Genomic DNA, 24,754 nt, shown 5'->3' with positions numbered 1-24,754 from the left:
TTGCAAGATTGTAGCTGTTTCCAGATCGTTGTCACCGTCCAATCATTCGATCGTGACGGTCAAGCCATCGCGGCGCGTCGCGTCGACCATTGACGCCCTGACGGAACGCGAACCGCATTTCATGTGCTTCAGGCCCGCCCAAGCTTTTCTGCCCCGCCGCCCAACGCAGGTCCCTGCGTCGGATCAACATACTCCGGCACATCGGCAACCAGCGTGTTGGTCGTCAACACCAGCGTGGCCACGGAGGCAGCATTTCGAAGCGCGGTATACGTCACCCTGACCGGGTCGACGATGCCGGCGGATACCATGTCGATGAACACGCCGTTTGCAGCGTCGAACCCGACCCCGGCCCGCGAACTTTGCAGCTCGGCCACAACCTTCGCCGCATCATGGCCGGCATTTCGGGCGATGAAAGCAGCAGGGCGCGACAGGGTTTCGCGTACCAGCTTGATGCCTTCACCCAGGTCTCCATTGATGTTCCCGAGGGTGCGCGCCACCACCGGCGCACACTGCGCCAACGCTGTCCCGCCGCCCGGCACGATACCCTCCTCGGCCGCAGCCCGTGCAGCACTGAGCGCATCGTCGATCAACTGGATCGTACGCTTCTGCTCGACCGGCGTGACGCCGCCCGCAAGGATCACGGCGGTCCCACCCGAGAGCTTAGCCAGGCGTTCCTTAAGCTTGTCCTGCTCGATGTTCGGCGGTGCCAGATCGTGCTGCTTGGCCACCTGCTGTCGGCGCGCGGCGATCGCCGCATCGTCCCCACCGCCCCGGATGATTACCGTTTCGCGCGCACTGGCCCGAACCTGCCGCGCAGTGCCGAGGTCGGCAAGGCTCGTCTCTTCCAGCGCGCCCCCGAGTTCGCGGGCGATGACCCGTCCTCCGGTGATGATGGCGAGGTCATCCATCATGGCCTTGCGCCAGTGACCGTAGTCGGGCGGATTGACCACCAGAACCTTGCCACGGTTGCCTTCGCCGAGCAGCGTGACGACCACTTCCGGTGCGATCTCTTCGGCGACGATGACAAGCGGTCTCCCGGTCTCCGCGACCCTCGCACGCACCGCAGCCAGCTCGCCCGGCGCCTTGATTTTCAGGTCCGTCAGGAGAATGTAGGGCTGATCCAGCACCACCTCCATCTTCTCCACGTCCGTCACCATATGATGCGAAATGTAACCACGGTCGAACGACATGCCCTCGACCACCTCGAGCGTCGTGCTCGTCGTCAGCCCGTATTCGGAACTGATGATGCCATCCTTGCCGACGCGCTCCACCGCCTCAGCGATCAGGCCGCCCAGATGGGAATCGGTCGACGCAATCGTTGCCACGGCCTGTAGCGTGTTGCGGTCCGATACTGGAATTGCCGCGCTCTTCAGGCTCTCGACGACGACTTCGACGGCCCGGTCGATCCCCTTGCAGAGATCGACCGGCTTGGCACCGCGTTCTAAAGCCGCAACGCCGCCTTGAATGAGGCCGTTCGCGAGCACCATAGCCGTCGTCGTACCGTCGCCGGCGACCTCGTTGGTCTGCATCGAGACTTCGCGCACCACCTGGGCGCCCATGTTCTCGAAGCGATCCGGCAAGTCGATCTCGGAGGCGATGGTAACGCCATCGCGCGACACGATGGGCGTGCCGATCGGCCTGTCGACCATCGCGTTCATACCCTTGGGGCCGAGGGTCGATTCGACCGCGGCAGCCAGCTTCTGGACTCCGCGCGCAAGAGCGCGGCGAGCATCTATGTCGTGCAGCAGAACTTTTGGCATCGCGTTTCACTCCCACGTGGTCGTCTCTTGGTTATCAGGTCTGGCGGACTTGCTGCCCACTCCGTTTTGTCGGCACTCACAGGTCGCACGCGTATCAGCGCGACCTCACGTTAGCGCAGAGAAACGCTTGTCCATTGCAGGCGATCCTACCGACCGCACGGCGCAGCCACTGCCGCAACCTCCGCACGGAGCTGGCGTCTGCTCCACGCGATCCCCATCGAGCTCGCGATAACGCACCGCAAGAAGGCCTCGGCACAACGAGCTGTTGAACTCCATGTTGATGCGTACTCCCCGCAACCGCTGTAAATACGCGGCCATCTCGTGGCGCTTGATTGACGCCCCGTCGTAGGTGACAAAGGCGGGGGCGGCCGGGAGATTGGCGAGCCGCCGCTCAACCAGAAGCTCGCGATAACGCGGCTTCTGGCGCGCAACTTCTTCCGAGCTGAAGTTGATCGCATCAAAGGTACCCAGATTCATCCGGCAGATCGCCGGATCCTCGTAACCTAGCCCACGCAACGCCAGGATCATGACTTCCTGGCGCCGCTCGAACGCTTTGCGGCGGAATTTCTCCCGCAGTTCGTCAAGTGAACCGCCGCTTGCGAAATCCTTGAGCGCCTCGCCAAACGACCTGCCCTCGCGGACACCGCGGTTGATCTCCTCGGCGACCATGTGGTCGCGAAGCTGCGGGCGCGCCTCGCGAACCCACGGCAACGAGGACACCGCCCGACGCATATCATCGGCCATAAGGAACGCGAAGTTCGCCGAACACCAGTAGGTCGGCAGCCGAAACACGATGTCGACTCCATCAACATGATCGACCGTGACCCGCTCGACGAATCCAAGCTCGGTAACCGGTTCGTCCAGCTCGGGATCCGTGACCAGCGCGAGGCGCTCCCACACCTCGTTGGTCTTGCGATCGTGCTGATGGAGCGCGTTCATCGGCTCTACTCCGCTGCCGTCGCGTGGATCTTCTGCCCGAGCTTCGCCTTCTGCGCCTCGACGTCCACTCCGTAGAGACGTGCGGCGTTGAGGCCCAGAATCTTCCTCTTTGCCTGCGGCGTGAGGTCGACGCCGTGCTCCTGCTTCAGGTCCTCCGGCAACTCGAAGTTCCAGAATTTCTCGACCAGCCAGCGGGGCGTCCAGATCGCGTAGTCGCTCCCGAAAAGCAGCTTGTCCTCGCCGACCCAGAACAGCAGTTCGCTGATCACTTCGGCAAAATAGCGCGGCCGTCCGTGAATGAACGGCAGCGCCACGGCGAGGCCGCCGTAGACGTTCGTCTCCTGCACCGCGATCCAGCAAAAATCATCGAGGCGCGGCAGACCGCAATGCTCAATGATGAAGTTCAACCCCTGGAAGTCGGTTGCGGCATGGTCGACGTCGTGGACATCGAACGCATCCTTGTCCAAAGGAATGATCGTCGGGCCCTTGTGGACGTGGATGTTGGTGATGCCGAGCTTCTGGCAGAGCTCGAGGCAGCGATAGGCGTTGGGATCCGTGAGCTTCCACCCCCGCGAGTCACCCTTCCACTCGGCGGTATAGAGCTTGACGCCCTTGATGCCGAACGTCTCCTTCATGTAGTGGATGTACTCGAGCGCCTTCTCGCCGTCCCGTGGATCGAAGGCGCCGTTGACGATGAAGCGGTCCTTGTACTTCTTCGCCATCTCGGCGTTGCGATCGATGGTGTTGAACCCGTTCTTGTAGAACTCCGTGAGGTAGGTCGACTGAACGACCGCCATGTCGTCAGGACCGTCGACGAACAGATCGTGGTACATCTGGTCGGCGCTGTATTTCTCGAACTGCTCCTTCGGCCAGAGCTTGTCCTTCGGGCTGAGCGAGGTGTGGTAGGCGTAGAAACAGTCGATGAACTGCTTGCCGTGGACGTTGAGCTGATTCGCCGGGCTGCCGTCCCAAAAATGGGTATGGCCGTCGATGACGAACACTTCCTCGCCGCTGGGAGTTATGAACATGATGCTCTCCGGAAATTCCTGGTTGGCTGTAGTCGATCAAACGAAGCGCGGTGGTCGGGCGAGACCACTTCGAGAAGCGGCGGGGCCACAGCCACCGGGGATGCGGCCCCACCCAGTCAGGGAGACGGAAGCTCACTCGATGTATTCGAAGACCTCGTCCATGTTGCCGAACAGCGTCACCGTATTGTCGTCGATACGCACCATCCGTCCGTAGTGGGTCGAGGTGTTCACTTCGAAGATCTCGGCCGTCATTTCCTTCCCGAGAATTTCGCTGATTTCATCCATCTTGAAGATCAGCTTTCCTTCGCCGTCGATGCGGATCAGGGCAGGCTGGTAGGTGACGGTCACGTTCGGCTTCTTCGCCATAAACTCGGCAATGGCGCGCGCCTCGACGCTGTCGTTCATGGTGACGCCGCACTGGTGGGAAATCGTTTGCTCGAAACGAAGGTCCCCCATCTTCTGGAAGATATTCTGGTTGGTCGCAGATCTGGAAACGACGGACATTGCAATTTACTCCTTGGGAAAGGTGAGGCCGAGCTCGCCGAGAATCTTCTTGATGCGTTCGACCGACTGCGCGCGCGCGTCGGCGTACTGCACCGGTTTCGAGTGCGGCTGCGACCAGATCGGCTGCAGGCCTGCAGCCGCCTTGTTGGCGAGCGCGACGTGCTTGTTCACCCACCCCTGGAACAGCTTCTTGTTGTGGGCGCCATGCTGATTGTCGGTCACCAGGAGGTGCATCAGATCGATCGTGTTGGCGAGATTGCGCTCGTAGTCCGCCTCCGCCGACGAAATCACCGGCGGCGTGATGAAGTCGCCGTTCGACGAAGCGACTTGCATCAGGAAGCCGCTGCGAAACAGCTCGCCAACCAAGGGCTCGAACACGATGTTGGTGGCGAAATACTGCTCGAAATAGTCGGCCGAACCCATGATCGATTCGATCGCTTCCCGCGTTCCTTGCCAGCCCTTGTCTTCCAGCCAGACGCGCTTGCCGGCCGTGTCGTCGAAGCCCGGAATGTCCATTCCGATCTCGGCGAGATACAGCGTAATATCCTGTGAAAGGCGAAGCTTGTAGGACGAGTTCGTCAGCGTCGCGTTGTTGATCATCTGGGTGTAGCCATAGCGCTGCGCCTGCATCAGCGACGTGCCGAGACCGAACTCAGCGTGCTTCCACGCGCCGAGGTGGTTCTGCAGGATCTTGACCCAGGCCTTGTCGAAGCTCTTCGGCGCGCCGGACTTGCGGCCGTTGGCGATCACAGCCTGGACCATGGCCTCGATCTTGGACTGGCGCTGGTAGTGCGTGCGCTCCCACTCCTGGTCGGGAGCACGGAACGCGTGCCAATTCGAGCTGAGGGCCGCCGTGTTGTCCTTGGTGTACGCACCCTTGCCGTTCGGGAAGGAGATGATCCAGTCCTGCAACAGGTAACGTTCCGGATCCGGCTGCACGTCGACTGTAACGTCTTCGTAGTGCGTGGCTCGCTTGCTGCGCGGCTCGAAATAGCGATATCTGCGGCTATCCGAATCCGGAAACACCGCAGAACCTGCTGCACCGGATTTGGCTGATACGGTTTGAACGGCAGTCATGGTCGTCTTCCTCCTCCTGTTGTTGGGCTCTAGAACTTTGTTGAGCGGTCGAGGCGTCTTAGTTGTTCGCCGGCGTGAACTTGTCGAAGAAGATCCGGTCCGACTCGACATCATTCATCTGCAACACCGGCGTCAGCGCCTCGATCATTGGCGATGGTCCGCAGGCATAGACGTCGACATCTTCGCCGTAGTCCGCGCTGCGAAGGTGCTCGCCGACGGCCTCATGCACGAAACCCTTTGCTCCGCTCCAGGCCGTGTCGTCCGCCGCATGGGAGAGAACCGGGACGAAAGTGAACTCCGGATGCTTGACGGCGAGCTCCGCGAGATGGTCGAGATAGAAGAGATCGTTCTGCGTCCTGGCTCCGTAGAAGAAGTGCACCGGACGCACTTCACCGGAGCTGATGTGGTCATGCAGGATGGACCACAACGGCGACATCCCGGATCCGCCGCCGACCAGGATCATGGCTCCCGTCTTGTTTTCTCGTCGGAAGCAGGTCCCGTAAGGTCCCTTGATTCCGACTTCGGTTCCGACGGCGAGATCTCCGTCGAGCCGTGAGGAGAAGCGTCCGTTGGGATATTTCTTGATGATGAACGCGAGTTTTTGGCTTTCGCCCGGCGAATTTGCCATGGAAAACGAGCGCGTAATCGTCTCTGGTCCCGGGAGCGTGATGTCGACATATTGACCCGCCCAGAACTTCAGAGGTTGCTCCAGTGTGATTTCGAGGCGGCGGATGTCATGGGTCAGCGCAGAGACGCCCGTAACGATGCCCGTGAAATCCTTGACCGGGATCGATTTCGACAGCACTTCCTCGTCATAGTTCAGGAGCTCCACCTCGAGATCGGAGTACGCCAAGGTCCGACAGAGCAGGATGTAGTCCTGGCCGCGCTCCATCTCGTTGAGGGCAAACGTCGAGTACTTCTTCAACTCGACATCACCTCCGGTCAGGACGCATTTGCACGCCGAGCACTGCCCTTCCTTGCAACCATGCGGCAGCGCGATTCCCTGACGAAACGCAGCGTCGAGAACAGTTTCGTTCTCCTCGACCTCGAACTCTATGCCTACCGGTTGCAGGCGAACGACATTAGCGGGCGCGCCCATCGGGGCCTCCTCAAACGAACGCTTTCAGATCTTCCGGGGAGCGATCGGGAAGGAGCCGGCCGGAGCCGGCCCCTTCCGTCCCACTTAGTTGCAGGGATTGATGGTGAATCCCTTGCGATACTCGGCGAGATGCTTCTCGCGGTCGGCCGGGCTCATCTCCCGCAGCGTCTGCAGCGGGCTCTTGAGGATGTGGCCGCGGACATCGTCGAGCGTCCACATTTCCTTCTGGTCGAAGCGCAGGTGCGGCTGCGCGACCAGGGTCTTGCCGTCCGTGCGCACGAAGCCGAGATCCTTGATGGCGTCGGCAATATCGACATTGTGGTAGACGCTTTCCCACTCGCGACGGCCGCTGAATCTTCCCATCGCCGGGGTCGGACGCCCCTGGTACTCGCCGGCGAACGCTTCCACCGCCGTCCATCGATCGAGCTCGTGGGCGAAGGTGTGGAGCTTGCCGTCGATCTCGTCGGTGACCATGTCCTCACGGATGAGGCATGGAACCAGGCACGACCAGCAACGATGCGGATAGACGTAGCCGACGTCGCTGTTGAACAGGATGTTGGTCTGACCGCGATGCGACAGCTTCTCGTACCATTTCCAGAACTCGCCGAACTGCGCATACCAGCCCGGATATTTGTGCTCGAACCACTCGAAGTCCTTGTCGGTCTGAGCCTCGATGCGCCAGAAGTTCGCCGACCAGCCGACCGCGAAGAACTGCGCGACCTTGTGAACGTAATGCTTCTCGGTCAGCCGCTTCCAGGCGGTCTGCACGTCGTCATGGTGGATCTTGATGCCGTACTTTTCGAGCGGCAGCATGTAGGTCCGGTAATAGTCCTCGAAGATCCAGCGATGCCACATCTCCGCGTAGGACTCCTTGTTCTTGTCGCGGTTCGTGGTGCCGTATTCGATGAAGGTGCCGATCGCCGCATCGACGATGGCGTGATTCTGCCAGAAGGCGTAGCGCATGTCGCGCTCGAGCAGCAGGTGATTCTCCGGCTCCTTCAGCATCGACATCAGCATCGAGTGACCGTTGCCGATATGGCGGCTCTCGTCCGACTGAACCGAGAGGAACACGGTCGGCAGCGCATAGTCGCCGTTGCGGGCCGCTTCCGACGGCATCGCGACGAACAGCGTGTTGGTGAACGCCGTCTCGGCGACGACGGTCAGGTAGACATTCGCCGACGTGATGGCGTCACCGGTGATGAAGCCTTCGCCGAACTGGCGACCGATGGTGGTGGCGTAGCACTTGCCGAACGCCTCCTCCGTGATGTCGAAGCCGGCCGGATCGATGTAGTTCTCCATGTACCATTTCTTCAGGTTCATCTGGATGGTCGAGTGACGGAATTCGTCGACCATCTGCATGGTGAAGCCGGTCCGGAGATCTTCGCCGGGTGCGAGCCGCCCGACCATCGCCATGGAACGTGCCGCCGAAATTTCCGGGAACGGGATGATGGCCAGGAACAGCTTCATCCACTCGACCCAGCGCGGCTCGACGTTGCGGAACATGTCGCCGCGGAGCGCGGCATCGAGGGCGCCATAAACGCGGTTGTCCTTCTCCTCCTGCATCGGGAAATAGGAGCGAAGGACCTGCTTCATCGGATCCTTCGGCGCCTTCGTGATCTTGTAGTCGGTGGGGAAGGTCATCGCTTCCTGGACGTAGGACGGATTCCATCCGAGGTCTGCAATCTTCTTTGCAGCCTCACCGACGGAAATGCCGCGCTGGGCGGTGATCTTGTTGAGCGTTAGCGTTCCAGACATCTCGTCTTTCCTCCTGATCGGGTCAGAAACCACATCGATATTCCGCCTGCCTGGACCTCCGCGGACCGAGCAGCGCTTACCCGTGCGTTACGGGCCACCTCGCGACCGTTTGCACGGCCGGACGTTTGATATCGGCAAGGGTCTCAGGATGACTGTTGAGCGCCTCAGGGATGATCGGGAGCGATCTTCGGACCCAGCCGTCCTTCAATCGCAATTGAGTCACCCCGCCCCAAGGTTCGCCCTCAGCTCAGCATCCCCTTCCCTCGTTCTTTTCGCGGCTCGCCCCGGACGGAGCAGTCAGCGTTGTTGTGCCAAACAGCTTTGCAATGGGCGTGCCAGCGCTCACTTGCCCCGCCAAATCGATTTCTGACTGCCGGAGGTGAGGATCAGCGCCGACGGAGACCTAGCGGCTCCCGGTTGGCGACACCTGCGGAAATGCAAATTGCGACAAGAGTTGCAAAATGAGAATTGGCGCAACGCGGAGACCGTCACTTTGCGGCATGTTTGCGCCGCAGCAGGCCCAGAAATTGCCCCGGGGCAATACTATGGGCGCTTTCGGAATCGAGCGCGGCGCCTCAATGCGACAGACCTCTTTCGCGTGAAGGCCGTGCATGCCGAGATCGGTTCGTTGCTCGCCCACTCAGACTAGCGATAGTCCTCGAAAACGGCCGCCTGGTTCGGTTGCCGGACCTTCTCGATCCAGCGTTCCGTATGCCGGACGTAGCAATCATGATCGCAGAAAGGAAGCCCGGTACTGCATTCCCTGAGATAGTGTGTGTGAATCGGTTCGCAGCAAGACATGCAGAACGCCTTCAGCGAAGGTGTTCTGCCATTGACGAGGACGAACCTCATGCGCGTTCCTACAGCGATCTTATCGATATGAGATTGACAACCATGCAGATTGAGACGATGGCGCAGGATGAGACTCCGGAGATCGGACCACTCCTCCACCTTTGCGGTGTTTGCACTGCGATATGAGCCTGTGTGAAACCAATCTGATTGAACTGCTGCAGCGCGTGACCATCAGAAGATCTCACGCGGCTGGGGCTCCCGTAACAGTCACCGACGGCACCACACGGGCATGACGATGGCCGCTCGTTCGATCCATCGCGAGGAAATGCATACTCGCGATGGATGATGCACCTACCCTTCAAGGGATTAACACGGCCCGCCCATGAATTTTTCCGGCATTGAGATCGTGCAAGGCCTTGTTGGCATCCGCAAGGCGATACTCCGCCGTGGCGAGTTCGACCAGACCTCGGTCCGCAAGGGCCATCAACTCAGTCAACTCGGCCCATGTGCCGACCAGATTGCCGATAATGTTCTTTTCGGTAATCACCATGTCGACGGTCGGCACCCGAATGTCCTCGCCGTAGCCGACGACGTAGTAGCTGCCCATCGGACGGGTCATTGCCAGGCCCTTCGAGGTCGTGCCCTTCTCGCCGACGAAATCGATCGCCGCTTCCGCGCCGTTTCCAGCGGTGAGGGCCAGAACGGCTTCCACTTCGTTTCCGTCAGCTTTCACGAGATGATCGGCGCCCGATTTTTCGGCCAGTTTCAGCGATGCTTCGGACTTGTCGACGACGATGATGTCGGCCGCGCACATTGCTTTGAGGCACTGGATTCCAATGTGGCCCAAGCCGCCCGCACCGATAACGACGCAAAATTCGCCCGGCAGAAGGTGACGCGTGGCTTTCTTGGCAGCGCGATACGCAGTAAGGCCCGCGTCCGCGTACGGCGCGACTTCCTTCGGTGCGAGAGTCTGCGGCAGCGGGACGATGTTGCGTTCTGAGGTGCAAAGGAACTCTGCATAACCGCCGTTGCAGTCGAGGCCGGGAAATGTGCCAGGACCATGCATGTCGAAGCCTCGGCGACACGCGAGGCAGGTGCCACCGGTGATCTTCGGGTGGACGATCACGGGATCCCCCTTCTTCACCCCCTCGACTTCCTTGCCGATCTCTTCGATCCAGCCTGCATTTTCGTGTCCCAGAATGAGGGGGAGCAGTTTGTCACCGGTCGGATCCATGTGCGGCTTCCACACGCCTTCGATGATATGAAGGTCGGTTCGGCATACGCCCGCACCACCAATGCGGACAATAACGTCGCTTGATTTCGTCAATTTCGGATCAGGCACCTTTTCTTCCCTGACCCAAAGGTCGTTGGAAAGTTCCTCGTCATAGGCTCGCAGTACTTGGGCTCTCATTATCTCCTCCGTCTCCCCGGCGAACTTCAGTGCGCCATTGGGTCATTCGAGCCTCAGCATTTTTTGTGCCAGTGGATTTGTGTCACGGCGCCAACGGCCATTGTGCAGACGCGCCAACAGTCTTTCTGCGTTGCAGTGCGAATGTCACTGTTCATCCATGATGAAACAACCCGTTACTACCAAGCATGGATCCGCGTCATCTAAAGTCCTCAACCATCGGGAGGATCGATGGTCAAGCTAAGCACGACAAAAAGAATAGCGTGTGGACTTTGCTGCGTATTGCTTGCGACGCAGCTGGCCAATGCCCAGATGAGCTTGCCTGCCGTCAACCCCTCCAACGGGGCAACACTGTTCAAACAGCAATGCGCCACGTGTCATACAACGAACTTTTCCGACCCCGCTCGGCAGGGACCATCGCTTTACAAGATCGTTGGGCGGTCTGCCGGCAAAGCTGAGGGGTTTCACTACTCGGACGGGTTCGCCAAAGCCGATTTTGTTTGGGATGACACGAGGCTTGATGCCTGGCTGACCAATCCCCAGGCGGTGGTCCCAGGTGCAGTGATGGCCTATCGCCAGGTCAAACCGGAAATCCGCGCCGCGATCATCGGCTATCTCAAGGAACTCAACTGAATGGCCAAGCCAGTCCATTCGATGATCCGCGTGCTCGATGAGGCGCGCTCGCTCGACTTCTACAGGCGCGCGTTCGGCCTAGAAGTCGCCGATCATCTGAAGTTTGCAGACTTTGCTCTGATTTATCTGCGTCACTCCTCCTCCTCCTTCGAGGTGGAGCTGACGGTCAATTTCGATCGTAAGGAACCCTACGCGCTCGGCGATGGCTACGGCCATCTCGCCGTGGTGGTCGAGGATCTCGATGCCGAGCACGCCCGCTTCGTTCGCGAGAAGCTCGCGCCGGGACCGTTGCGCCACTTCAAGCACGACGGCAGGACGCTGGCGCGCTTTTTCTTCGTAAGTGATCCCGATGGCTACAAGATCGAGGTGATCCAGAAAGGCGGACGCTTCGGCTGATCAAATCAAGACAATCCAGATCATAAAATTCCACGGAGGAATGCCATGAGAGAAGTCGATCGTCGAAGCAAGCACAGCCGCCGCGTCTTTCTCAAGGGCGCGGCGACCGCCGTGCCCGTCGTCGCCGTCGCAACCAGCGTCACAGTGAGCATCGAGGATGCCTGGGCCGAGGACGCGAGCACACTCTCGCCCGCGACGATGAAGACATTGCTGAAGGTTGCGCGGGACATCTATCCGCACGACGTGCTCGGTGACAGCTACTACATCACGGCGATCAAGCCGTGGGACGGCAAGGCGGCAAAGGATCCCGCCGTCAAATCGCTGATCAGCGACGGCATCACCCGGCTCGATCAGAACGCGCGCGACCGCCACAAGATGGCCTACGCCGAAGTGCCGTGGGAAGCCGACCGCGTCGTGCTGCTGAAGGAGATCGAGGCAAGCGACTTCTTCCAGAAGGTGCGCGGCGACCTCGTCGTCTCGCTCTACAACCAGAAAGAGGTCTGGCCGCGGTTCGGTTACGAGGGCTCCTCCGCCGAGCACGGCGGCTACATCAACCGCGGCTTCGCCGACATCGACTGGCTGCCGAAGGCTTAAGCCACCCAACGGTTCAGGAGAACGCATATGGCAAAATTCGATCTGAACGATTCCAGCGTTGTGGTGATCGTCGGTTCCGGTGCCGGCGGCGGCACGCTGGGCAATGAGCTCGCGCAGAAGGGCGTCAAGGTGGTCATTCTCGAGGCGGGTCCCCGCATCGAGAACCAGGACTTCATCAACGACGAGTGGGAGAGCTTCACCCAGCTCGCCTGGACCGACGCGCGCACGACGTCGGGAACCTGGCGCGTCGCCAAGGATTTCTCTGGCCTCCCTGCCTGGATCGTCAAGGCGGTTGGCGGCTCGACCACACATTGGGCCGGCGCGTCGCTGCGCTTCGACGAGCATGAGTTCAAGGTCAAGGGCACCTACGGAAACGTCCCGGGCGCCAACCTCTTGGACTGGCCGATCACGCTTGCCGAACTCGAGCCGTGGTACGCCAAGGCCGAGAACAAGATGGGCGTGACCCGCACCAACGGCATTCCCGGCCTGCCCGGCAACAACAACTTCAAGGTCCTCGAAGCCGGCGCGAAGAAGCTCGGCTACAAGTCCGTGCACACCGGCAATATGGCGATCAACAGCCAGCCGCGCGATGGACGCGGCTCCTGCCAGCAGATCGGCTTCTGCTTCCAGGGCTGCAAGTCCGGCGCGAAATGGTCGACGCTCTACACGGAGATCCCGAAGGGCGAAGCCACCGGCAATCTGGAAGTGCGGCCGAGCAGCATGGCGGTCAAGATCGAGCATGACGCCGGCGGCAAGGTGAGCGGCGTCGTCTACGCAGACGAGACCGGTGCGATGCAGCGCCAGAAGGCGCGGATCGTCGCGGTTGCCGGAAACTCGATTGAAAGCCCGCGGCTGCTGTTGAACAGCGCATCCTCGATGTTCCCCGACGGTCTTGCCAATTCATCGGGCCAGGTCGGCCGCAACTACATGCGGCACATGACGGGCAGCGTGTATGCCTTGTTCGAGAAGTCAGTGCACATGTATCGCGGCACGACCATGGCCGGCATCATCCGCGACGAGGCCGCCAACAACCCGAAGCGTGGCTTCGTCGGCGGCTATGAGATGGAAACGTTGTCGCTCGGCCTACCCTTCATGGCTGCTTTCCTCAATCCCGGCGCCTGGGGCCGCCCGTTCACCGCTGCGCTCGATGGCTATCCCCGGATGGCCGGCATGTGGCTGGTCGGCGAAGACATGCCGCAGGAGACCAACCGCATCACGCTCGATCCGAGGGTGAAGGACAAGTTCGGAATGCCCGTCGCGAGCGTGCATTTTGACGATCACCCCAATGACATCGCGATGCGTGCGCACGCCTACAAACAAGGTGCAGCGGTCTACGACGCCGTCGGCGCCACCGTGACCTATCCGACGCCGCCCTATCCGAGCACCCACAATCTCGGCACCAACCGGATGAGCGAGAAGCCTAGGGATGGCGTAGTCAACAAGTTCGGTCAGACCCACGACGTGAAGAACTTATTCATCTCAGACGGCAGTCAGTTCACATCGGGCGCAGCCTGCAATCCGACGCTGACGATCGTATCACTGGCGATCCGGCAGGCCGACTACATGGCCGCCGCGATGCAGAAGAAAGAGATATAGATCCGGTCGGCCGCGCGGCTCTGTCACTTCAAGAGTGACAGAGCTACGTCCTGAGATCGCTGCTTGCGCTCCAGCCTAGATAGCTGAGGCTCCGGTCGGCTGCTCTGCATGACTGATACAGGAATAACGCGATCGCTTTTCGCGCCATCACCACTGGAGCGGTAGATGAGGCAACAACAGCGCAAGAGCGAGGTGAAGTTGTTTACCTCGCCGTAATGCTCGAGGACCTCGTCGTGGAGAGTTGTCAGAAACTTGGCGAGACTCATCCGCTCTCTCGCCGCAATCTCCTCCAGCGTGTCCCAAAATGCGAGTTCGAGACGGATCGATGTGCAATGGCCTCCGATCCGCAGCGAACGGGTCTGCGTTTCGTAGTTGCGTTGAGGTTGTTGCGCAAACAGATTGCACATGGCGGTTCCCCCTCAGTATTTGATCTCGCTTATGATGACATAAGCCGCGGCGGCACGCCATACTGCGTCGCATGCACGTTACCGGAACGTGCAGCGCCGATGCGTGGATGAACTGAGGAAAAATCCGACGCGGAGTCCATAGATGTAGGAGCGGTCGAGTACGCGGTAACTCGCGCCGCGCTCCAGCGTGCATCACGGCCTAGCGGATGCCGCGATCGGTACCGACCGCGTCCGCCAGCGCCGTGGCGCCGGCATTCTCCGCCTCTCGCGCGTCTTTGCCATCATGGAGCCCCTGATTCCAGCTTGCCCGGCCGGATCTGCGACCTACCCGATGTCGTCAGCCCAGGGAGCACTCGAGCTGGCCCTCCTCCCTGCCCTACACGGAGCCAAGATCGCGCCAAACGGAAGGTGGCTGACCATGTTGCCAAAGTTCACTCACGTGGAGCTGCAGCGGGACGAGCCGGTGTCGATCTCTTCGGCACCGGTCAGTAGGCGATCATCGGTATAGCCTCATCGCCCCTGGAAGACCGCCGGACGCCGCTCGATAAAGGACTGAATACCTTCTCGCGCGTCGGCACTCTTGAGAACGCGGTCCCGGATCGCGGGGATGCAGGCAATCGCAGCCGCCTCGCCCTGCTCGGCATATTTCGAGGCCGCTTCCTTTGTCACCTGAATGCCAAGCGGTGCGTTGCGGGCGATGATCGCCGCGATCTCCATGGCGCGGGCGACCTGCTGACCCGCCGGCACGACCTCCTGCACGAGACCGATCTCCCGCGCACGCTGTGCAGTGAATTCATCGCAGAGGAAGAGGTGGTACATGGCATTGCCCCAGCCTGCGCGGGACAGGTAGCGGAAGTGCGCGCCGCCCAAGGGGGCGATACCGCGCTTTGCCTCCATCTGGCAGAACCGGCTGTCGTCGGCGGCAACGACGATGTCGCCGGCCAGCATCAGCTCGATGCCGACGGTGTAGACGATGCCCTGCGCCGCCGTCACGATCGGCTTCTTGCAACGCTTGGTGAGGCCGAAGACGTCGACATTGCCTTCCTTGATGTTCCGCTTCTCCGCATTCGGACCGAAGAATTTCGGCATGTCGAGTCCGGCGGTGAAGTCCTTGCCTTCGGCGCAGATCACGCCGACCCAGTAGCTGTCGTTGTTGTGCAGCTCGGTCAACGCGTCCGAAAGCTGGTCCATCATCGCCGGCGAGAAGGAGTTCTTCTTCGCGGGATTGTCGATGATGATCTTCAGAATGTGATCATGCGCCTCGGTGCGGATCGTGCCCTCGGTGGTCATTGCGTCGCCTCCAGTTTATCTGTCGTTCTTTGATGGCAAGTGCGGTTCGAATGGCCGCGGCCCGCTCGGGCGGGAACGCTGCCGCGCCCTCCTGAAGAATATCGAGGAACGACAGCACGCCACCGCGTGAGCCCCAGTTGCCCTCTTCGATGATGCGGAAATTGACCCACCAGCCCGGAGGCGGATCCTTTAGCTCACAAGCATCCGAGAGGGCCCTGAGAACGTTGCGAATGACGGTGGCTCGATCGTCGCGGGTCCAGCAGCAGTCCATCACGACGACATCCACCACCATGACATCGCTCGGTTGGTCCGACAGCAACTCTCCGCCGTGCGCGATCATGTCGAGCGACCGCTCGAGGAAATGCACCTGGTAACCTCGCCGCGCCTGAGGAACGAGCCGACCGACCTCCGGCACCAGCACGGCATCCGTCAGCGTCTTGGCCAGCACCCGACGCTGCTGGCCGGTCAATCGTCCTTGCGGGCTCATTACATGGATAAAGGTCATCGCAATCTATCTGGGTCAACCCCGATTATGCCACGTGACATACATCCACGAAGCGCTGGCTATGTCAACTGTCATATTGTAGTTTCGGATAACGAGGTGCCTGATGACGTCTGACACGAGAGCGAAAATGGTGGCCGGGGCCGCCGATCTGATGAGCCGCCGCGGCGTGAATGCGACGAGCGTGCGGGAAGTCGTGCGTCACACCGGCACGCCGCGCGGATCGATCAGCCATCATTTCCCCAGGGGCAAACAGCAGCTCATCGAAGATGCCATTGTCTTTGCGGGCGCCCAGGTCAGCGGTCCCCTGCGGCACCTCACTAGCGAACGGGGGGCCATGGCCGGCCTCCGCGCCTTCATCGCACTCTGGAAGAAGACGCTGGAGAGGACGAATTATCAGGCCGGATGTCCGATCCTGGCAGTCGCCGTCGAGGAATATATGAGCGACCCCTCCGATCAGGACACCGCCGGCGGACAGGCGGTCCAGCGCCACTTGCTGGATCTCGCTCAAGGCATCTTCGCGGATTGGCAGGAGATCCTGTCGAGTGCGCTGAAGCAGGAAGGTCTCACCGCGTCGCGCGCGCGGCGGCTCGCGACGCTGGTCGTGGCGTCCGTCGAGGGCACGGTCGCAATGTGCCGGGCCGCGCGGAGTGCCGAGCCGTTGGAGGAAGTCAGTCACGAGCTCGAACTCGTCTTGAAGGGCGCGATCGGAAAGCTATAGCCAGCCGCGCCAGTTGCGTTTAGCGAAGCTGGCCTCATTCAATCCGCAATGCGATCGAGTTAATCACGTCCCGCCATTTGGGAATTTCCTGCGCCATGAACTTCCTCAGATAGGCGGGGCTGTTCGACGACGCCGGGATGATCCCTTGCGCATCGAGGATCGGCTTGATCGAGCTGTCATTCATGGTAGCCACGAAGGCCGCATTGAGCTTCTCAATGATCGGCTCAGGCACGCCCTTCGGCGCGACGACGCCGAAGAAGACGCTGACGTCGAAGCCCTTCAGACCTTGCTCGTCGAAGGTCGGCACATCGGGCAGGACCGGCGTCCGCTCGATCGTCGTGACGCCGAGCGCGCGAAGGATTCCGGCCTTGATGTGAGGGGCTGAAACGAAAATATCGGCGAAGCTCATCTGAACCTGGCCGCCGACGAGATCGTTTATCGCAGGTGCGCCGCCGCGATAGGGCACATGCAGAATATCTGTGCCGGCAGCGGCGTTGAACATGACTCCGGCGAGATGAGTGGATGCGCCGTTGCCGGACGAGGAGAAGCTCAATTTTCCCGGGTTCGCTTTCGCATATGCGATCAAATCCTGCACGTTCTGCGCCGGCACCGAGGGATGTACCGAGAGCACGTTCGGCATTTTGCCGATCATGATGATCGGATCGAAGCTCTTGATCGGGTCGTAGCTGAGCTTCGTGTACAGGCTCACATTGATGGCAAGCGGGCCCGATGTCCCAAACAGGAGGGTGTAACCATCGGCCGGCGCCTTCGCGACGAAGTCCGCTCCGACGTTGGCGCCGGCGCCGGCCCGGTTTTCGACAATCACGGCCTGGCCGAGCTTGCTCTGACGCCCTCGGCCAGAGACCGCGCCAACGCGTCCGTCGGTCCGCCGGCCGCAAAAGGCACGACGAATTTAATCGGCCGCTCGGGAAATTCCGCCCACGCCGTCGTGGGCATAGACAACACAATGGTCGCAAGAATTAATCTGCGACAAAGACCGATCAACCCCATAAGCTTCTCCCTCCCCGAGGCGAGGCTTGAGCCATGCCGTTTCCAACTCCTTGTCGGTTGGGTGTGGCGACACGGTCGCGCAGCACATCCGACTATTGTTCTAGGAAAGTGTCCGTTCGATCAGGTCACGCGTACGTCACCGTCACGTTGCCGAAGGGTCCAAAATCAGCAACGAACGTCTCACCGGCCTTCGGTCTCAACATTCCCGTCACCGTTCCGGTGCTGATCATCTGCCCGGCTTTCAGGCCGATGCCGGTCCGCGAGAGCTCGTTGGCGAGCCACGTCACCGGCACGATCGGATGGTCGAGCGCGATCGCCGCACTGCCTTTCCGCCTCAGTGTCCCGTTGCAGGTCAGCACGACCTCCTGGCCGGCAATATCGCGCTCCCGCCAATTCTCGATCGGCGGACCGTATGCGATGGTCCCACTTCCGGCTCCGTCTGCAAGAATCGCCGGCAGAGGGGGAAATGCGGCGTCATGGACGAAGCGACACTCGGCCAATTCCACGCCCGGATGCAGCGAAACGACGGCGTCCCTGACCTCCGCGAGATTGTAAGGCGTGTCACGCGGCGGAAGGTCCGCGCCGAGCACCGCCTGGTATTCGACTTCCGGAATGGGGCTGCACTGCCGTGTATGCTCGACCGTCACCGGCGACTCCTTGACGAGCGGAGCGTAGACCCGACCATAGATCGGCGAGTCCGTGCGCAGCTCGCGCTGCAGCCCTTCCTTCATCGCAGCGATCTTCCAGCCCGCAACGTCCCAACCGAGCTCCTCCTCGACCATATGCGCGATACGGTAGGCGGTCGCCTTGTCGGGCGGCACGAGACGCTGATCGAGACCGCTTTGCTGGCGTCCTTCGCGCCGCAGGGTTGCGAGCAGGCGGGCAAGCTCACGTTGGGTCGACTGATCCATCGTGATCACCTCACAAGGAGCGCTGCCGCGCGCGACAACGGCACGGGGGCCTCACCCAACAGCAGGTCGATCGCCTCGTCCTCCCAGCGTTGACCGTCGAGGTTCAGCGTATTCGGTTCTTGCAAGCGATGCTCGAGCACGAAGCGGGCGAGCAGCAAGCGACGGGTATCGCCGCCGGATGCAGCCAGCTGCAAGCCGTCCTCGATGAACAGCGCGGCTGTAACGGCATGATAGAGCTTGCCCGCAGCAAGCCGGCAGAAACGCTCGTTCTCATTGTCGGACGCAACCTCCTCCGCAAAGCGCAGTGCGGAATTGATCGCACCGTCGAGCCGCGTGCGGAATTGGCCGGGAACTCCCTGCGTGTCCCCAAGCCGGGTCGCAAGGTCGTCGCGCAAAGCGGCATGCGCGCCGACCTTTCCGACTGCGCGCTGCACGGCGTCGAGCGCGTTGATGTTGCTGGTGCCCTCCCAGATCAGGCCGAGATGGGCATCGCGCACCAGCCGCGCATTCGGCCAGTCCTCGATATAGCCGTTGCCGCCACGTGCCTCCATCGCGCCGGTCGCCACCGTGACATTGTCGCGGCAAGCCCGGTACTTGACGATCGGCGTCAACAGCCGCAGCACCTTCTCCGGCGCAGTTGCCGAATAGAGCAGCGCCGAAAGCGCCTGCTCGGTCGGCACCATCAGTTTCACGAGTTGCCGGCGCATGAGGGGATGATCGACCACGGCGCGGCCGAAAGCGTTACGGTGGCGGGAGGCTTGAAGCGCCTCATTTAGGCAGCGGCGCATCATGCCGGCGGCGCGCGCCAGATGCGAGACGCGGCTGGAATTCACCATCACCAGCATGTGCTTCAGGCCCTGGTCGAGCTCACCGAGTTGATAGGCCACCGCGCCGTCAAACACGATCTCGCCGCTCGCCATGGTACGGCTGCCGAGCTTGTCCTTGAGCCGCATGATGCGATACGCGTTGCGGCTGCCATCCGGCAGCGTCTTCGGCATCAGGAACAGGCCGAGGCCCCGCCCGCCGCCGACTGCCCCCTCCGGCCGTGCCAGCAACACGGCAAGCTCCGCATCGGCATTGGAGCAGAACCATTTTTCACCGTAGAGCTTCCAGTGCGCGCCATCGCGCACCGCGGTCAGCTCGGCCGCACCGACATCGGAGCCGCCGGCCTTCTCCGTCATGAACTGCGCGCATTTGAGCAGTGTGGCCGGATCCTGGCTCCACATCCCCGGAAGATAGCGCTCATGCAGCTCGGCACTGCCGAAGCGTCGCACCAGCTCGGACGAGCTGTCGGTGAGGTTCACCGGACACAGCAGGCCGAACTCGGCCTGGGAAAACAGGTAGTGAAACACGTACTTCGCGATCGGCGGCATCGCCGACGGCCAGCCCAGCACGCCAGCGCGGTTGCACATCGCGTGCATGCCGAACTGCCCGAATGCGATCCGCTCCATCTCCCGGTAGGCCGGGTGATATTCGACCCACTCCTCGTCGCGGCCATAGCCGTCGCGGGAGTGCAGAACGGGCTGGTGGCGCTCGGCTTGATCGGAAAGGTCGTGCAGCGTGGTGCCAGCGAGCGCGCCGAGCTCGGTGAGATGCGGATCGAGGTACGCCAGCAACGGCGCGTCCATGTAGAGAGGAAGCAGATCCCGAACGCTTTGGTCGATGGTATAGTAGTTCAGCCCGCGGCAGGTGGGCGCTAACGCCATCGAGCGCCGGGACGACGCTTCGCGACGGGCCAAACCGGCATGAACGGTCATAAGTTTCCTCTCCGAACGACGTATCTTGGGCGGGATGGACCCTGCCAAGGTTCGGGTATGGCTTGACAGCGGTCCACGCAAACGACTTCTTGGGTGGGGGCCTTGAGCTAAACTCAAGGTTCGCTCATCCTGCGGGGCGCACGATCATGGCTTCACGACGACTTCCTCCGCTTCACGCCGTGCGGGCATTCGAGGCGGCTGCCCGACATCTGTCGATCACGCGCGCCGCAGACGAGTTGAACGTGACGGTCGGTGCCGTCAGCCGGCATGTCCGTGCGCTCGAGGTGCGCATGGGCACGGCGTTGTTCCTGCGTGGATCGCGCGGCCTCATCTTGACCTCGGCGGGTAAAGCCTTCGCCGATTCCGCGCGTGAAGCGCTGGACCGCATTGCAGATGCGGCCGAAGGCCTGCACCTGCGGCAATTCAGGCGGCTATCGGTCGGCGTCTACGGGTTCTTCCTGTCACGCTTTCTCCTGCCGATGTGGCCGGCGCTCAAGGCGGCACATCCCGAGCTGGAGATCGATCTGCATACCAGCGCGAACCCCGTGGACCTTCTCGCCAGCCGCTACGACGCCGTCATCGCGGTATCGGATGGCGAGCCGAGGGCTGGTCTCGTCACCCGGCCTTTGCTCCCGATCGCCACCGTGCCGGTGTGCTCGCCAGCCCTGCTGAAGAACGGCACGCTGGATTTCACGTCCGTTCCGCTGCTGCACAACAGGCCGCGACCGGATGACTGGCGGCGCTGGCTCGACCATGCGCAGCTCACCAAGGTGCCTGTTCGCGGGGGGAGCAGTTTCGAAAACCTCGGCCTTGCCATCGAGGCTGCAGCCGCCGGTCTCGGCGCCGCCATTGCGATCGAGAGCTTGCTCGATACAGATCTCGCGCAGCTCGATCTCGTCAGGGCGCATCCTCTCGTCCGACCGACGCGGCGTCACTTCGTGCTCGAATACGAGCAGCGCATGGCAGACGAGCCGGCCGTCGCCGCGTTTTCCAATTGGCTGTGTAACGCCTGCAAGCTGCAGGGCAGCAAGAAAGCAGCTGCCAAGAAGTCCACGCGAAAGGATTCGCCCGGCTGAGTGTTGAGTTTCGCTCAAGAGGCACCGAAAAAACCTCGTTTGCCAGCCGGAGCCCGCTCTGACACAGACCCCACCATCACACACCGATGATGGGGGAACGCCTGATGAGACTCGTATTCGGGATGCTCGTCGCAGCACTGGCTATCGAGGCAAGCGTGCCTGCTCGCGCACAAATCTCCGGCGATGTCGTGAAGATCGGCGTGCTGACCGACATGTCGGGCATCGTCTCCGATGCCACGGGTGAAGGCTCCGTCGTCGCAGCTCAATTGGCTGCGGAGGAGTTCGGCAACCGCGTGGCAGGCAAGCCGATCCAGATCGTCTTCGCGGACCATCAGCTCAAGCCGGACGTTGGCGCCAGCATCGCCCGCAAATGGTTCGAGCAGGATGGCGTCGACGCCATCGCCGACGTTCCGAACTCCGCCGTCGCACTCGCGGTTCAGGAGGTCGCCCGCACCCGCTCCCGCGTCATGCTGTTCTCGTCGCCCGGGACGACGGCGCTCACCAATCAGTTCTGCTCACCAACCAGTGTCGCCTGGACCTTCGATACCTACGCCCTCGCCCGCGGAACGGCCAAGGCAGTGGTCGAAGGCGGCGGAAAAACCTGGTACTTCGTGACGGCCGACTATGCGTTTGGCCATCAGCTTCAGAAGGACGCCAGTGCCGTCGTTCAGGCCAATGGCGGCAAGGTGCTGGGAGCTTCCGCACACCCGCAAGGCACCACCGATTTCGCGTCCTTCCTCCTGCAGGCGCAGGCTTCGAAAGCCAACATCGTCGGCCTCGCAAATGCCGCCGGGGACACGGTCGCAACCATCAAGCAGGCCGAAGAGTTCGGCCTGACGGCGGGCGGGCAGAAGATGGCCGCGATGCTCCTGCTGCTCACCGACGTCCACTCGCTCGGCCTTCCTGCGACGCAAGGAACGTTCCTCACGACTCCCTTCTATTGGGATCTCAACGAACAGACCCGCGCCTGGTCGGACAAGTTCGCGGTCCGGCGCAAGGGGCAGCGGCCGACCTTCATGCAGATCGGCGTCTACGAGGCCGTCCGTCACTATCTGCAGGCCATCGAAGCAACCGGCTCGGACGACGCAAACACTGTAACCGCAAAGATGCGCGCAACACCCATCGAGAGCGCCTTCACGCACGGTGCCACGATCCGCGAGGACGGCCGCGTCGTTCGCGACATGTATCTCGCCGAGGTCAAGGCTCCCAAGGAGTCCAAGGGCGAGTGGGACCTCTACAAGATCCTGCGCACGATCCCGGCGCAAGACGTCACCATTCCGCTGACCGAAAGCACCTGCCCGCTCGTCAAGCGCTGACGCGGCATTCGATATCCGACTTCAATAAAAGAGGGCGACCATGACGACACCCGAGAACGAGTGGCAGTATCCCTACGGCACCAAACAGCGCTATCACCTGCAACATGTGCATCTGTTTGCATCCAACGTCGATGCCACGATCGACTTCTACAAAACTTGGTTCGATGCCGAGGTGATGTGGGACGGCGACGTCGCGGGCGCGCGTAACGTCTTCATCAAAGTGGGCATCGGCGCGCTGCACCTCTACGATCAGCTTCCGCGCGGCGAAGGCAAGAATGCCGTCCATCATCTGGGCATGCAGGTCGTCGGCATCGACGAGCTCTACGATCGCATGAAGGCCGCGGGCCTGCATATTCCCAATCCCATCCGCCGGCTCGGCGGTGGCGGCGGCTATTTCATGCTCGGCGCGCCCGACGGCGTCGTCATCGAGATCTTCGAGCCCGGCAAGCTTCGCGAGCCGGTGGTCCGCAGCTACTACGGCTTCGGGGGTTGAGGCCCGTGGAAACCACTCCTCCGCTCGATACGGTCTACGACCTCGTCGCCGCCCAGGCTTCGGGGACGCCTGACAAGACGGCCCTGACATTCGTGGACGTGGCGGCCGACGGCACCTATCGGACGGAGGAGCGCTCCTACTCCCAGTTGGAACGAAACGGCGCGGCGCTCGCGCGGCGTCTCGCAGCACTCGGTCTTCGGCGCGGCGACACGTTCGCGCTGATGATGGCCAATCGCCCGGAATTCGTCGAAGCCATGCTGGCCGCCGCAATGCTGGGCGCGGTCTTCGTGCCGATCGATCCCAGAACGATCGGCGAGAAGCTGAGCTTCATGCTGTCGCATGCCGAGTGCCGCGGCGTCATCTGCTCGGCCGAATGTGCAGCCGCCATTGCCGACCTCGGAGGCAACGACCTCCCCTGGGCCGTGATCCTGACCGAGCAAAGCGCTTGGCCTGCCTCGATTGCGCGGGTGAACCTGGCTTACCGGGATGTGTTGAAGGAAGGCGGATTCAGCGACCGGATCGGCGTTTCACCGACCGATCCCATGATGCTGATGTTCACGTCGGGCACGACGGGCAACCCCAAAGCCGTCGTGATATCCCACGGCGCCTATATGAGCCGGGCACGCGGCATGCACGGCATCGAGCTCAATGCCGATGATGTGCTCTACACCGGCCTGTCGCTGACGCACATCAACGCCCAGGGCACGCTTCGCATCGGCCTGACGGCAGGCTTGCCGGTCGTCATCAGTCGCAAATTCAGCAAGCGGCATCTCTGGCCGATCTGCCGGAGGTTCGGCTGCACCATGTTCAACATTCTGGGCGGCATGATTCCAGAGATCTACAGCAGCCCGGAAGCGCCCGATGATGCGAGCAACCCGGTCCGGCTGATCATCAGCGCGGGCATGCCGCCCGACCTCTGGACGGAGTATGAGCGCCGTTATGGCGTGAGGATCTGCGAGATCTACGGCTCGACCGAAGGCGGCGGCGCCCTCACCAATCCGCCCGGATCCGGACCGATCGGCAGCCTGGGTAAGCCGCCACCCGAACTCGAAGCCGTCGTGTTCGATGATGAGGGACGGCGCTGCCCACCGATGCAGCCCGGCGAGCTGCGCTTTCGGCGCAAGGATGGCGTGGCCATCAAGACGACGTATTTCAGAAATCCGGAGGCGAGCGAGGCAAAGGTTGTCGATGGCTGGTTCCGCACCGGCGACGTCGTGCACGAAGACGAGAATGGCTGGTTCTTTTTCCATTACCGGATCGGCGGCGGCGTCCGTCGCAACGGCGATTTCATCAACACCGCTCTGGTCGAGGCGACTCTGATCAAGTCAGGCCTCGTCTCCGACGTCTTCGTCTATGGCGTCGCGACGCCCCGGAACGTCGCGGGAGAGAAGACGCTGGTTGCCGCTGTCGTGCCGTGCGCCGCCAATTTCAGAGAAGCAGATCTCCTGGCCTATTGCGGCAAGTCGCTGCAGAAGCGAGACATCCCCGAGATATTTCAGGTGCTGGATACCATTCCGAAGACTATCTCCGAGAAGCCGATCGAGCGAGCCTGTATCGAGCGACTGCGGGAGGATGGTGTGCTGAGCCGACCGGCGGTCGAGCATTGAAGCCCGACTGTGACACCCGAGCGAATTCACCGACCTCGATCTTGGTCGCCACCGCAGCGGCGTCTTGTGCGCGGCAGAGGGC

Annotated in this window: 23 protein-coding genes; 9 read left to right on the top strand and 14 right to left on the bottom strand. The window is 61.7% G+C overall.

The window, feature by feature from the left end; genetic code table 11:
- Nucleotides 1-128: 128 nt before the first annotated feature.
- From XH89_RS15105 to XH89_RS15070, 8 genes are all read right to left on the bottom strand, one after another.
- Nucleotides 129-1,760, bottom strand: coding sequence for a molecular chaperone GroEL (locus XH89_RS15105; RefSeq protein ID WP_194467790.1), 1,632 nt, complete (start codon nt 1,758-1,760; stop codon nt 129-131).
- A gap of 105 nt (nt 1,761-1,865) precedes the next feature.
- Nucleotides 1,866-2,699, bottom strand: a complete 834-nt coding sequence (locus tag XH89_RS15100) for an iron-sulfur cluster assembly protein (RefSeq protein ID WP_194467789.1) — start codon at nt 2,697-2,699, stop codon at nt 1,866-1,868.
- A gap of 5 nt (nt 2,700-2,704) precedes the next feature.
- On the bottom strand, nt 2,705-3,727 hold the full coding sequence (locus XH89_RS15095; protein WP_194467788.1) for an amidohydrolase family protein: 1,023 nt from the start codon (nt 3,725-3,727) through the stop codon (nt 2,705-2,707).
- 132 nt (nt 3,728-3,859) lie between these two features.
- Nucleotides 3,860-4,231 (bottom strand): MmoB/DmpM family protein, encoded by a 372-nt coding sequence (locus XH89_RS15090; protein ID WP_194467787.1) that lies wholly within the window; start codon nt 4,229-4,231, stop codon nt 3,860-3,862.
- Between the two features lie 6 nt (nt 4,232-4,237).
- Nucleotides 4,238-5,308: an aromatic/alkene monooxygenase hydroxylase subunit beta gene (locus XH89_RS15085; RefSeq protein WP_194467786.1), complete on the bottom strand. Its 1,071-nt coding sequence runs from the start codon at nt 5,306-5,308 to the stop codon at nt 4,238-4,240.
- A 58-nt stretch (nt 5,309-5,366) separates the two neighbouring features.
- Nucleotides 5,367-6,407: a 2Fe-2S iron-sulfur cluster-binding protein gene (locus XH89_RS15080; RefSeq protein ID WP_194467785.1), complete on the bottom strand. Its 1,041-nt coding sequence runs from the start codon at nt 6,405-6,407 to the stop codon at nt 5,367-5,369.
- Between the two features lie 84 nt (nt 6,408-6,491).
- Entirely contained in the window at nt 6,492-8,162 is a 1,671-nt protein-coding gene (locus XH89_RS15075; RefSeq protein WP_194467784.1) for an aromatic/alkene/methane monooxygenase hydroxylase/oxygenase subunit alpha, read from the bottom strand.
- A 1,150-nt stretch (nt 8,163-9,312) separates the two neighbouring features.
- On the bottom strand, nt 9,313-10,365 hold the full coding sequence (locus tag XH89_RS15070) for an NAD(P)-dependent alcohol dehydrogenase (protein WP_194467783.1): 1,053 nt from the start codon (nt 10,363-10,365) through the stop codon (nt 9,313-9,315).
- Nucleotides 10,366-10,674: 309 nt separating this feature from the next.
- Here XH89_RS15070 and XH89_RS15065 point away from each other — a divergent pair, with 309 nt between their 5' ends.
- From XH89_RS15065 to XH89_RS15050, 4 genes are read left to right on the top strand one after another with little or no spacing between them, the layout of a single operon-like run.
- Complete coding sequence (locus tag XH89_RS15065) at nt 10,675-10,995, top strand: c-type cytochrome (RefSeq protein ID WP_194468497.1); 321 nt, start codon at nt 10,675-10,677, stop codon at nt 10,993-10,995.
- Nucleotides 10,996-11,391 carry a VOC family protein gene (locus XH89_RS15060; RefSeq protein WP_194467782.1) on the top strand — a complete coding sequence of 132 codons (396 nt, stop codon included), beginning with the start codon at nt 10,996-10,998 and terminating at the stop codon, nt 11,389-11,391.
- A gap of 45 nt (nt 11,392-11,436) precedes the next feature.
- Nucleotides 11,437-11,985, top strand: coding sequence for a gluconate 2-dehydrogenase subunit 3 family protein (locus XH89_RS15055; protein ID WP_194467781.1), 549 nt, complete (start codon nt 11,437-11,439; stop codon nt 11,983-11,985).
- Nucleotides 11,986-12,012: 27 nt separating this feature from the next.
- Nucleotides 12,013-13,581: a GMC family oxidoreductase gene (locus tag XH89_RS15050; RefSeq protein WP_194467780.1), complete on the top strand. Its 1,569-nt coding sequence runs from the start codon at nt 12,013-12,015 to the stop codon at nt 13,579-13,581.
- A gap of 23 nt (nt 13,582-13,604) precedes the next feature.
- Here XH89_RS15050 and XH89_RS15045 read toward each other — a convergent pair whose 3' ends face one another.
- The 3 genes from XH89_RS15045 to XH89_RS15035 form a co-directional block, all read right to left on the bottom strand.
- Nucleotides 13,605-13,988 (bottom strand): ribbon-helix-helix domain-containing protein, encoded by a 384-nt coding sequence (locus XH89_RS15045; protein WP_194467779.1) that lies wholly within the window; start codon nt 13,986-13,988, stop codon nt 13,605-13,607.
- A 510-nt stretch (nt 13,989-14,498) separates the two neighbouring features.
- Nucleotides 14,499-15,278 carry a crotonase/enoyl-CoA hydratase family protein gene (locus tag XH89_RS15040; protein ID WP_194467778.1) on the bottom strand — a complete coding sequence of 260 codons (780 nt, stop codon included), beginning with the start codon at nt 15,276-15,278 and terminating at the stop codon, nt 14,499-14,501.
- A complete protein-coding gene (locus tag XH89_RS15035) occupies nt 15,241-15,783 on the bottom strand; it encodes a tautomerase enzyme (protein ID WP_194467777.1) in 543 nt (180 codons plus the stop codon). Before XH89_RS15035 ends, XH89_RS15040 begins: the two co-directional genes overlap by 38 nt.
- A gap of 103 nt (nt 15,784-15,886) precedes the next feature.
- Here XH89_RS15035 and XH89_RS15030 point away from each other — a divergent pair, with 103 nt between their 5' ends.
- A complete protein-coding gene (locus tag XH89_RS15030; protein ID WP_194467776.1) occupies nt 15,887-16,501 on the top strand; it encodes a TetR/AcrR family transcriptional regulator in 615 nt (204 codons plus the stop codon).
- A 34-nt stretch (nt 16,502-16,535) separates the two neighbouring features.
- On the opposite strand, the gene XH89_RS15025 is transcribed toward XH89_RS15030, so the two are convergent.
- From XH89_RS15025 to XH89_RS15015, 3 genes are all read right to left on the bottom strand, one after another.
- Complete coding sequence (locus XH89_RS15025) at nt 16,536-17,327, bottom strand: tripartite tricarboxylate transporter substrate binding protein (protein ID WP_210345252.1); 792 nt, start codon at nt 17,325-17,327, stop codon at nt 16,536-16,538.
- Between the two features lie 310 nt (nt 17,328-17,637).
- On the bottom strand, nt 17,638-18,423 hold the full coding sequence (locus XH89_RS15020; RefSeq protein ID WP_194467775.1) for a 2-keto-4-pentenoate hydratase: 786 nt from the start codon (nt 18,421-18,423) through the stop codon (nt 17,638-17,640).
- 5 nt (nt 18,424-18,428) lie between these two features.
- A complete protein-coding gene (locus XH89_RS15015) occupies nt 18,429-20,180 on the bottom strand; it encodes an acyl-CoA dehydrogenase family protein (RefSeq protein WP_246767846.1) in 1,752 nt (583 codons plus the stop codon).
- A gap of 146 nt (nt 20,181-20,326) precedes the next feature.
- On the opposite strand from XH89_RS15015, the gene XH89_RS15010 reads away from it, so the two are divergent.
- The 4 genes from XH89_RS15010 (at nt 20,327) to XH89_RS14995 (ending at nt 24,672) form a co-directional block, all read left to right on the top strand.
- Complete coding sequence (locus XH89_RS15010) at nt 20,327-21,256, top strand: LysR substrate-binding domain-containing protein (RefSeq protein WP_194467774.1); 930 nt, start codon at nt 20,327-20,329, stop codon at nt 21,254-21,256.
- Between the two features lie 104 nt (nt 21,257-21,360).
- Complete coding sequence (locus XH89_RS15005) at nt 21,361-22,572, top strand: ABC transporter substrate-binding protein (RefSeq protein WP_210345251.1); 1,212 nt, start codon at nt 21,361-21,363, stop codon at nt 22,570-22,572.
- A 40-nt stretch (nt 22,573-22,612) separates the two neighbouring features.
- Entirely contained in the window at nt 22,613-23,065 is a 453-nt protein-coding gene (locus XH89_RS15000) for a VOC family protein (protein WP_194467773.1), read from the top strand.
- 5 nt (nt 23,066-23,070) lie between these two features.
- On the top strand, nt 23,071-24,672 hold the full coding sequence (locus XH89_RS14995) for an AMP-binding protein (protein ID WP_194467772.1): 1,602 nt from the start codon (nt 23,071-23,073) through the stop codon (nt 24,670-24,672).
- Nucleotides 24,673-24,754: the final 82 nt, after the last annotated feature.

This window comes from Bradyrhizobium sp. CCBAU 53340, from assembly GCF_015291645.1.
Lineage (GTDB): Bacteria > Pseudomonadota > Alphaproteobacteria > Rhizobiales > Xanthobacteraceae > Bradyrhizobium.
Note: the sequence above shows the minus strand (reverse complement) of the source record. Positions and strands in the feature narration are given on the sequence as shown.

Excerpts from the sequence above, each read along its gene's own strand:
- XH89_RS15075 (WP_194467784.1), bottom strand. The coding sequence starts at position 8,162 with ATGTCTGGAACGCTAACGCTCAACAAGATCACCGCCCAGCGCGGCATT.
- XH89_RS15005 (WP_210345251.1), top strand. The coding sequence starts at position 21,361 with ATGAGACTCGTATTCGGGATGCTCGTCGCAGCACTGGCTATCGAGGCA.
- XH89_RS15045 (WP_194467779.1), bottom strand. The coding sequence starts at position 13,988 with ATGTGCAATCTGTTTGCGCAACAACCTCAACGCAACTACGAAACGCAG.
- XH89_RS15095 (WP_194467788.1), bottom strand. The coding sequence starts at position 3,727 with ATGTTCATAACTCCCAGCGGCGAGGAAGTGTTCGTCATCGACGGCCAT.
- XH89_RS15040 (WP_194467778.1), bottom strand. The coding sequence starts at position 15,278 with ATGACCACCGAGGGCACGATCCGCACCGAGGCGCATGATCACATTCTG.
- XH89_RS15050 (WP_194467780.1), top strand. The coding sequence starts at position 12,013 with ATGGCAAAATTCGATCTGAACGATTCCAGCGTTGTGGTGATCGTCGGT.
- XH89_RS15015 (WP_246767846.1), bottom strand. The coding sequence starts at position 20,180 with ATGACCGTTCATGCCGGTTTGGCCCGTCGCGAAGCGTCGTCCCGGCGC.
- XH89_RS15000 (WP_194467773.1), top strand. The coding sequence starts at position 22,613 with ATGACGACACCCGAGAACGAGTGGCAGTATCCCTACGGCACCAAACAG.
- XH89_RS15070 (WP_194467783.1), bottom strand. The coding sequence starts at position 10,365 with ATGAGAGCCCAAGTACTGCGAGCCTATGACGAGGAACTTTCCAACGAC.
- XH89_RS15055 (WP_194467781.1), top strand. The coding sequence starts at position 11,437 with ATGAGAGAAGTCGATCGTCGAAGCAAGCACAGCCGCCGCGTCTTTCTC.
- XH89_RS15065 (WP_194468497.1), top strand. The coding sequence starts at position 10,675 with ATGAGCTTGCCTGCCGTCAACCCCTCCAACGGGGCAACACTGTTCAAA.
- XH89_RS15080 (WP_194467785.1), bottom strand. The coding sequence starts at position 6,407 with ATGGGCGCGCCCGCTAATGTCGTTCGCCTGCAACCGGTAGGCATAGAG.
- XH89_RS15060 (WP_194467782.1), top strand. The coding sequence starts at position 10,996 with ATGGCCAAGCCAGTCCATTCGATGATCCGCGTGCTCGATGAGGCGCGC.
- XH89_RS15030 (WP_194467776.1), top strand. The coding sequence starts at position 15,887 with ATGACGTCTGACACGAGAGCGAAAATGGTGGCCGGGGCCGCCGATCTG.
- XH89_RS15100 (WP_194467789.1), bottom strand. The coding sequence starts at position 2,699 with ATGAACGCGCTCCATCAGCACGATCGCAAGACCAACGAGGTGTGGGAG.
- XH89_RS15035 (WP_194467777.1), bottom strand. The coding sequence starts at position 15,783 with ATGACCTTTATCCATGTAATGAGCCCGCAAGGACGATTGACCGGCCAG.
- XH89_RS15105 (WP_194467790.1), bottom strand. The coding sequence starts at position 1,760 with ATGCCAAAAGTTCTGCTGCACGACATAGATGCTCGCCGCGCTCTTGCG.
- XH89_RS15085 (WP_194467786.1), bottom strand. The coding sequence starts at position 5,308 with ATGACTGCCGTTCAAACCGTATCAGCCAAATCCGGTGCAGCAGGTTCT.
- XH89_RS15090 (WP_194467787.1), bottom strand. The coding sequence starts at position 4,231 with ATGTCCGTCGTTTCCAGATCTGCGACCAACCAGAATATCTTCCAGAAG.
- XH89_RS15010 (WP_194467774.1), top strand. The coding sequence starts at position 20,327 with ATGGCTTCACGACGACTTCCTCCGCTTCACGCCGTGCGGGCATTCGAG.
- XH89_RS15020 (WP_194467775.1), bottom strand. The coding sequence starts at position 18,423 with ATGGATCAGTCGACCCAACGTGAGCTTGCCCGCCTGCTCGCAACCCTG.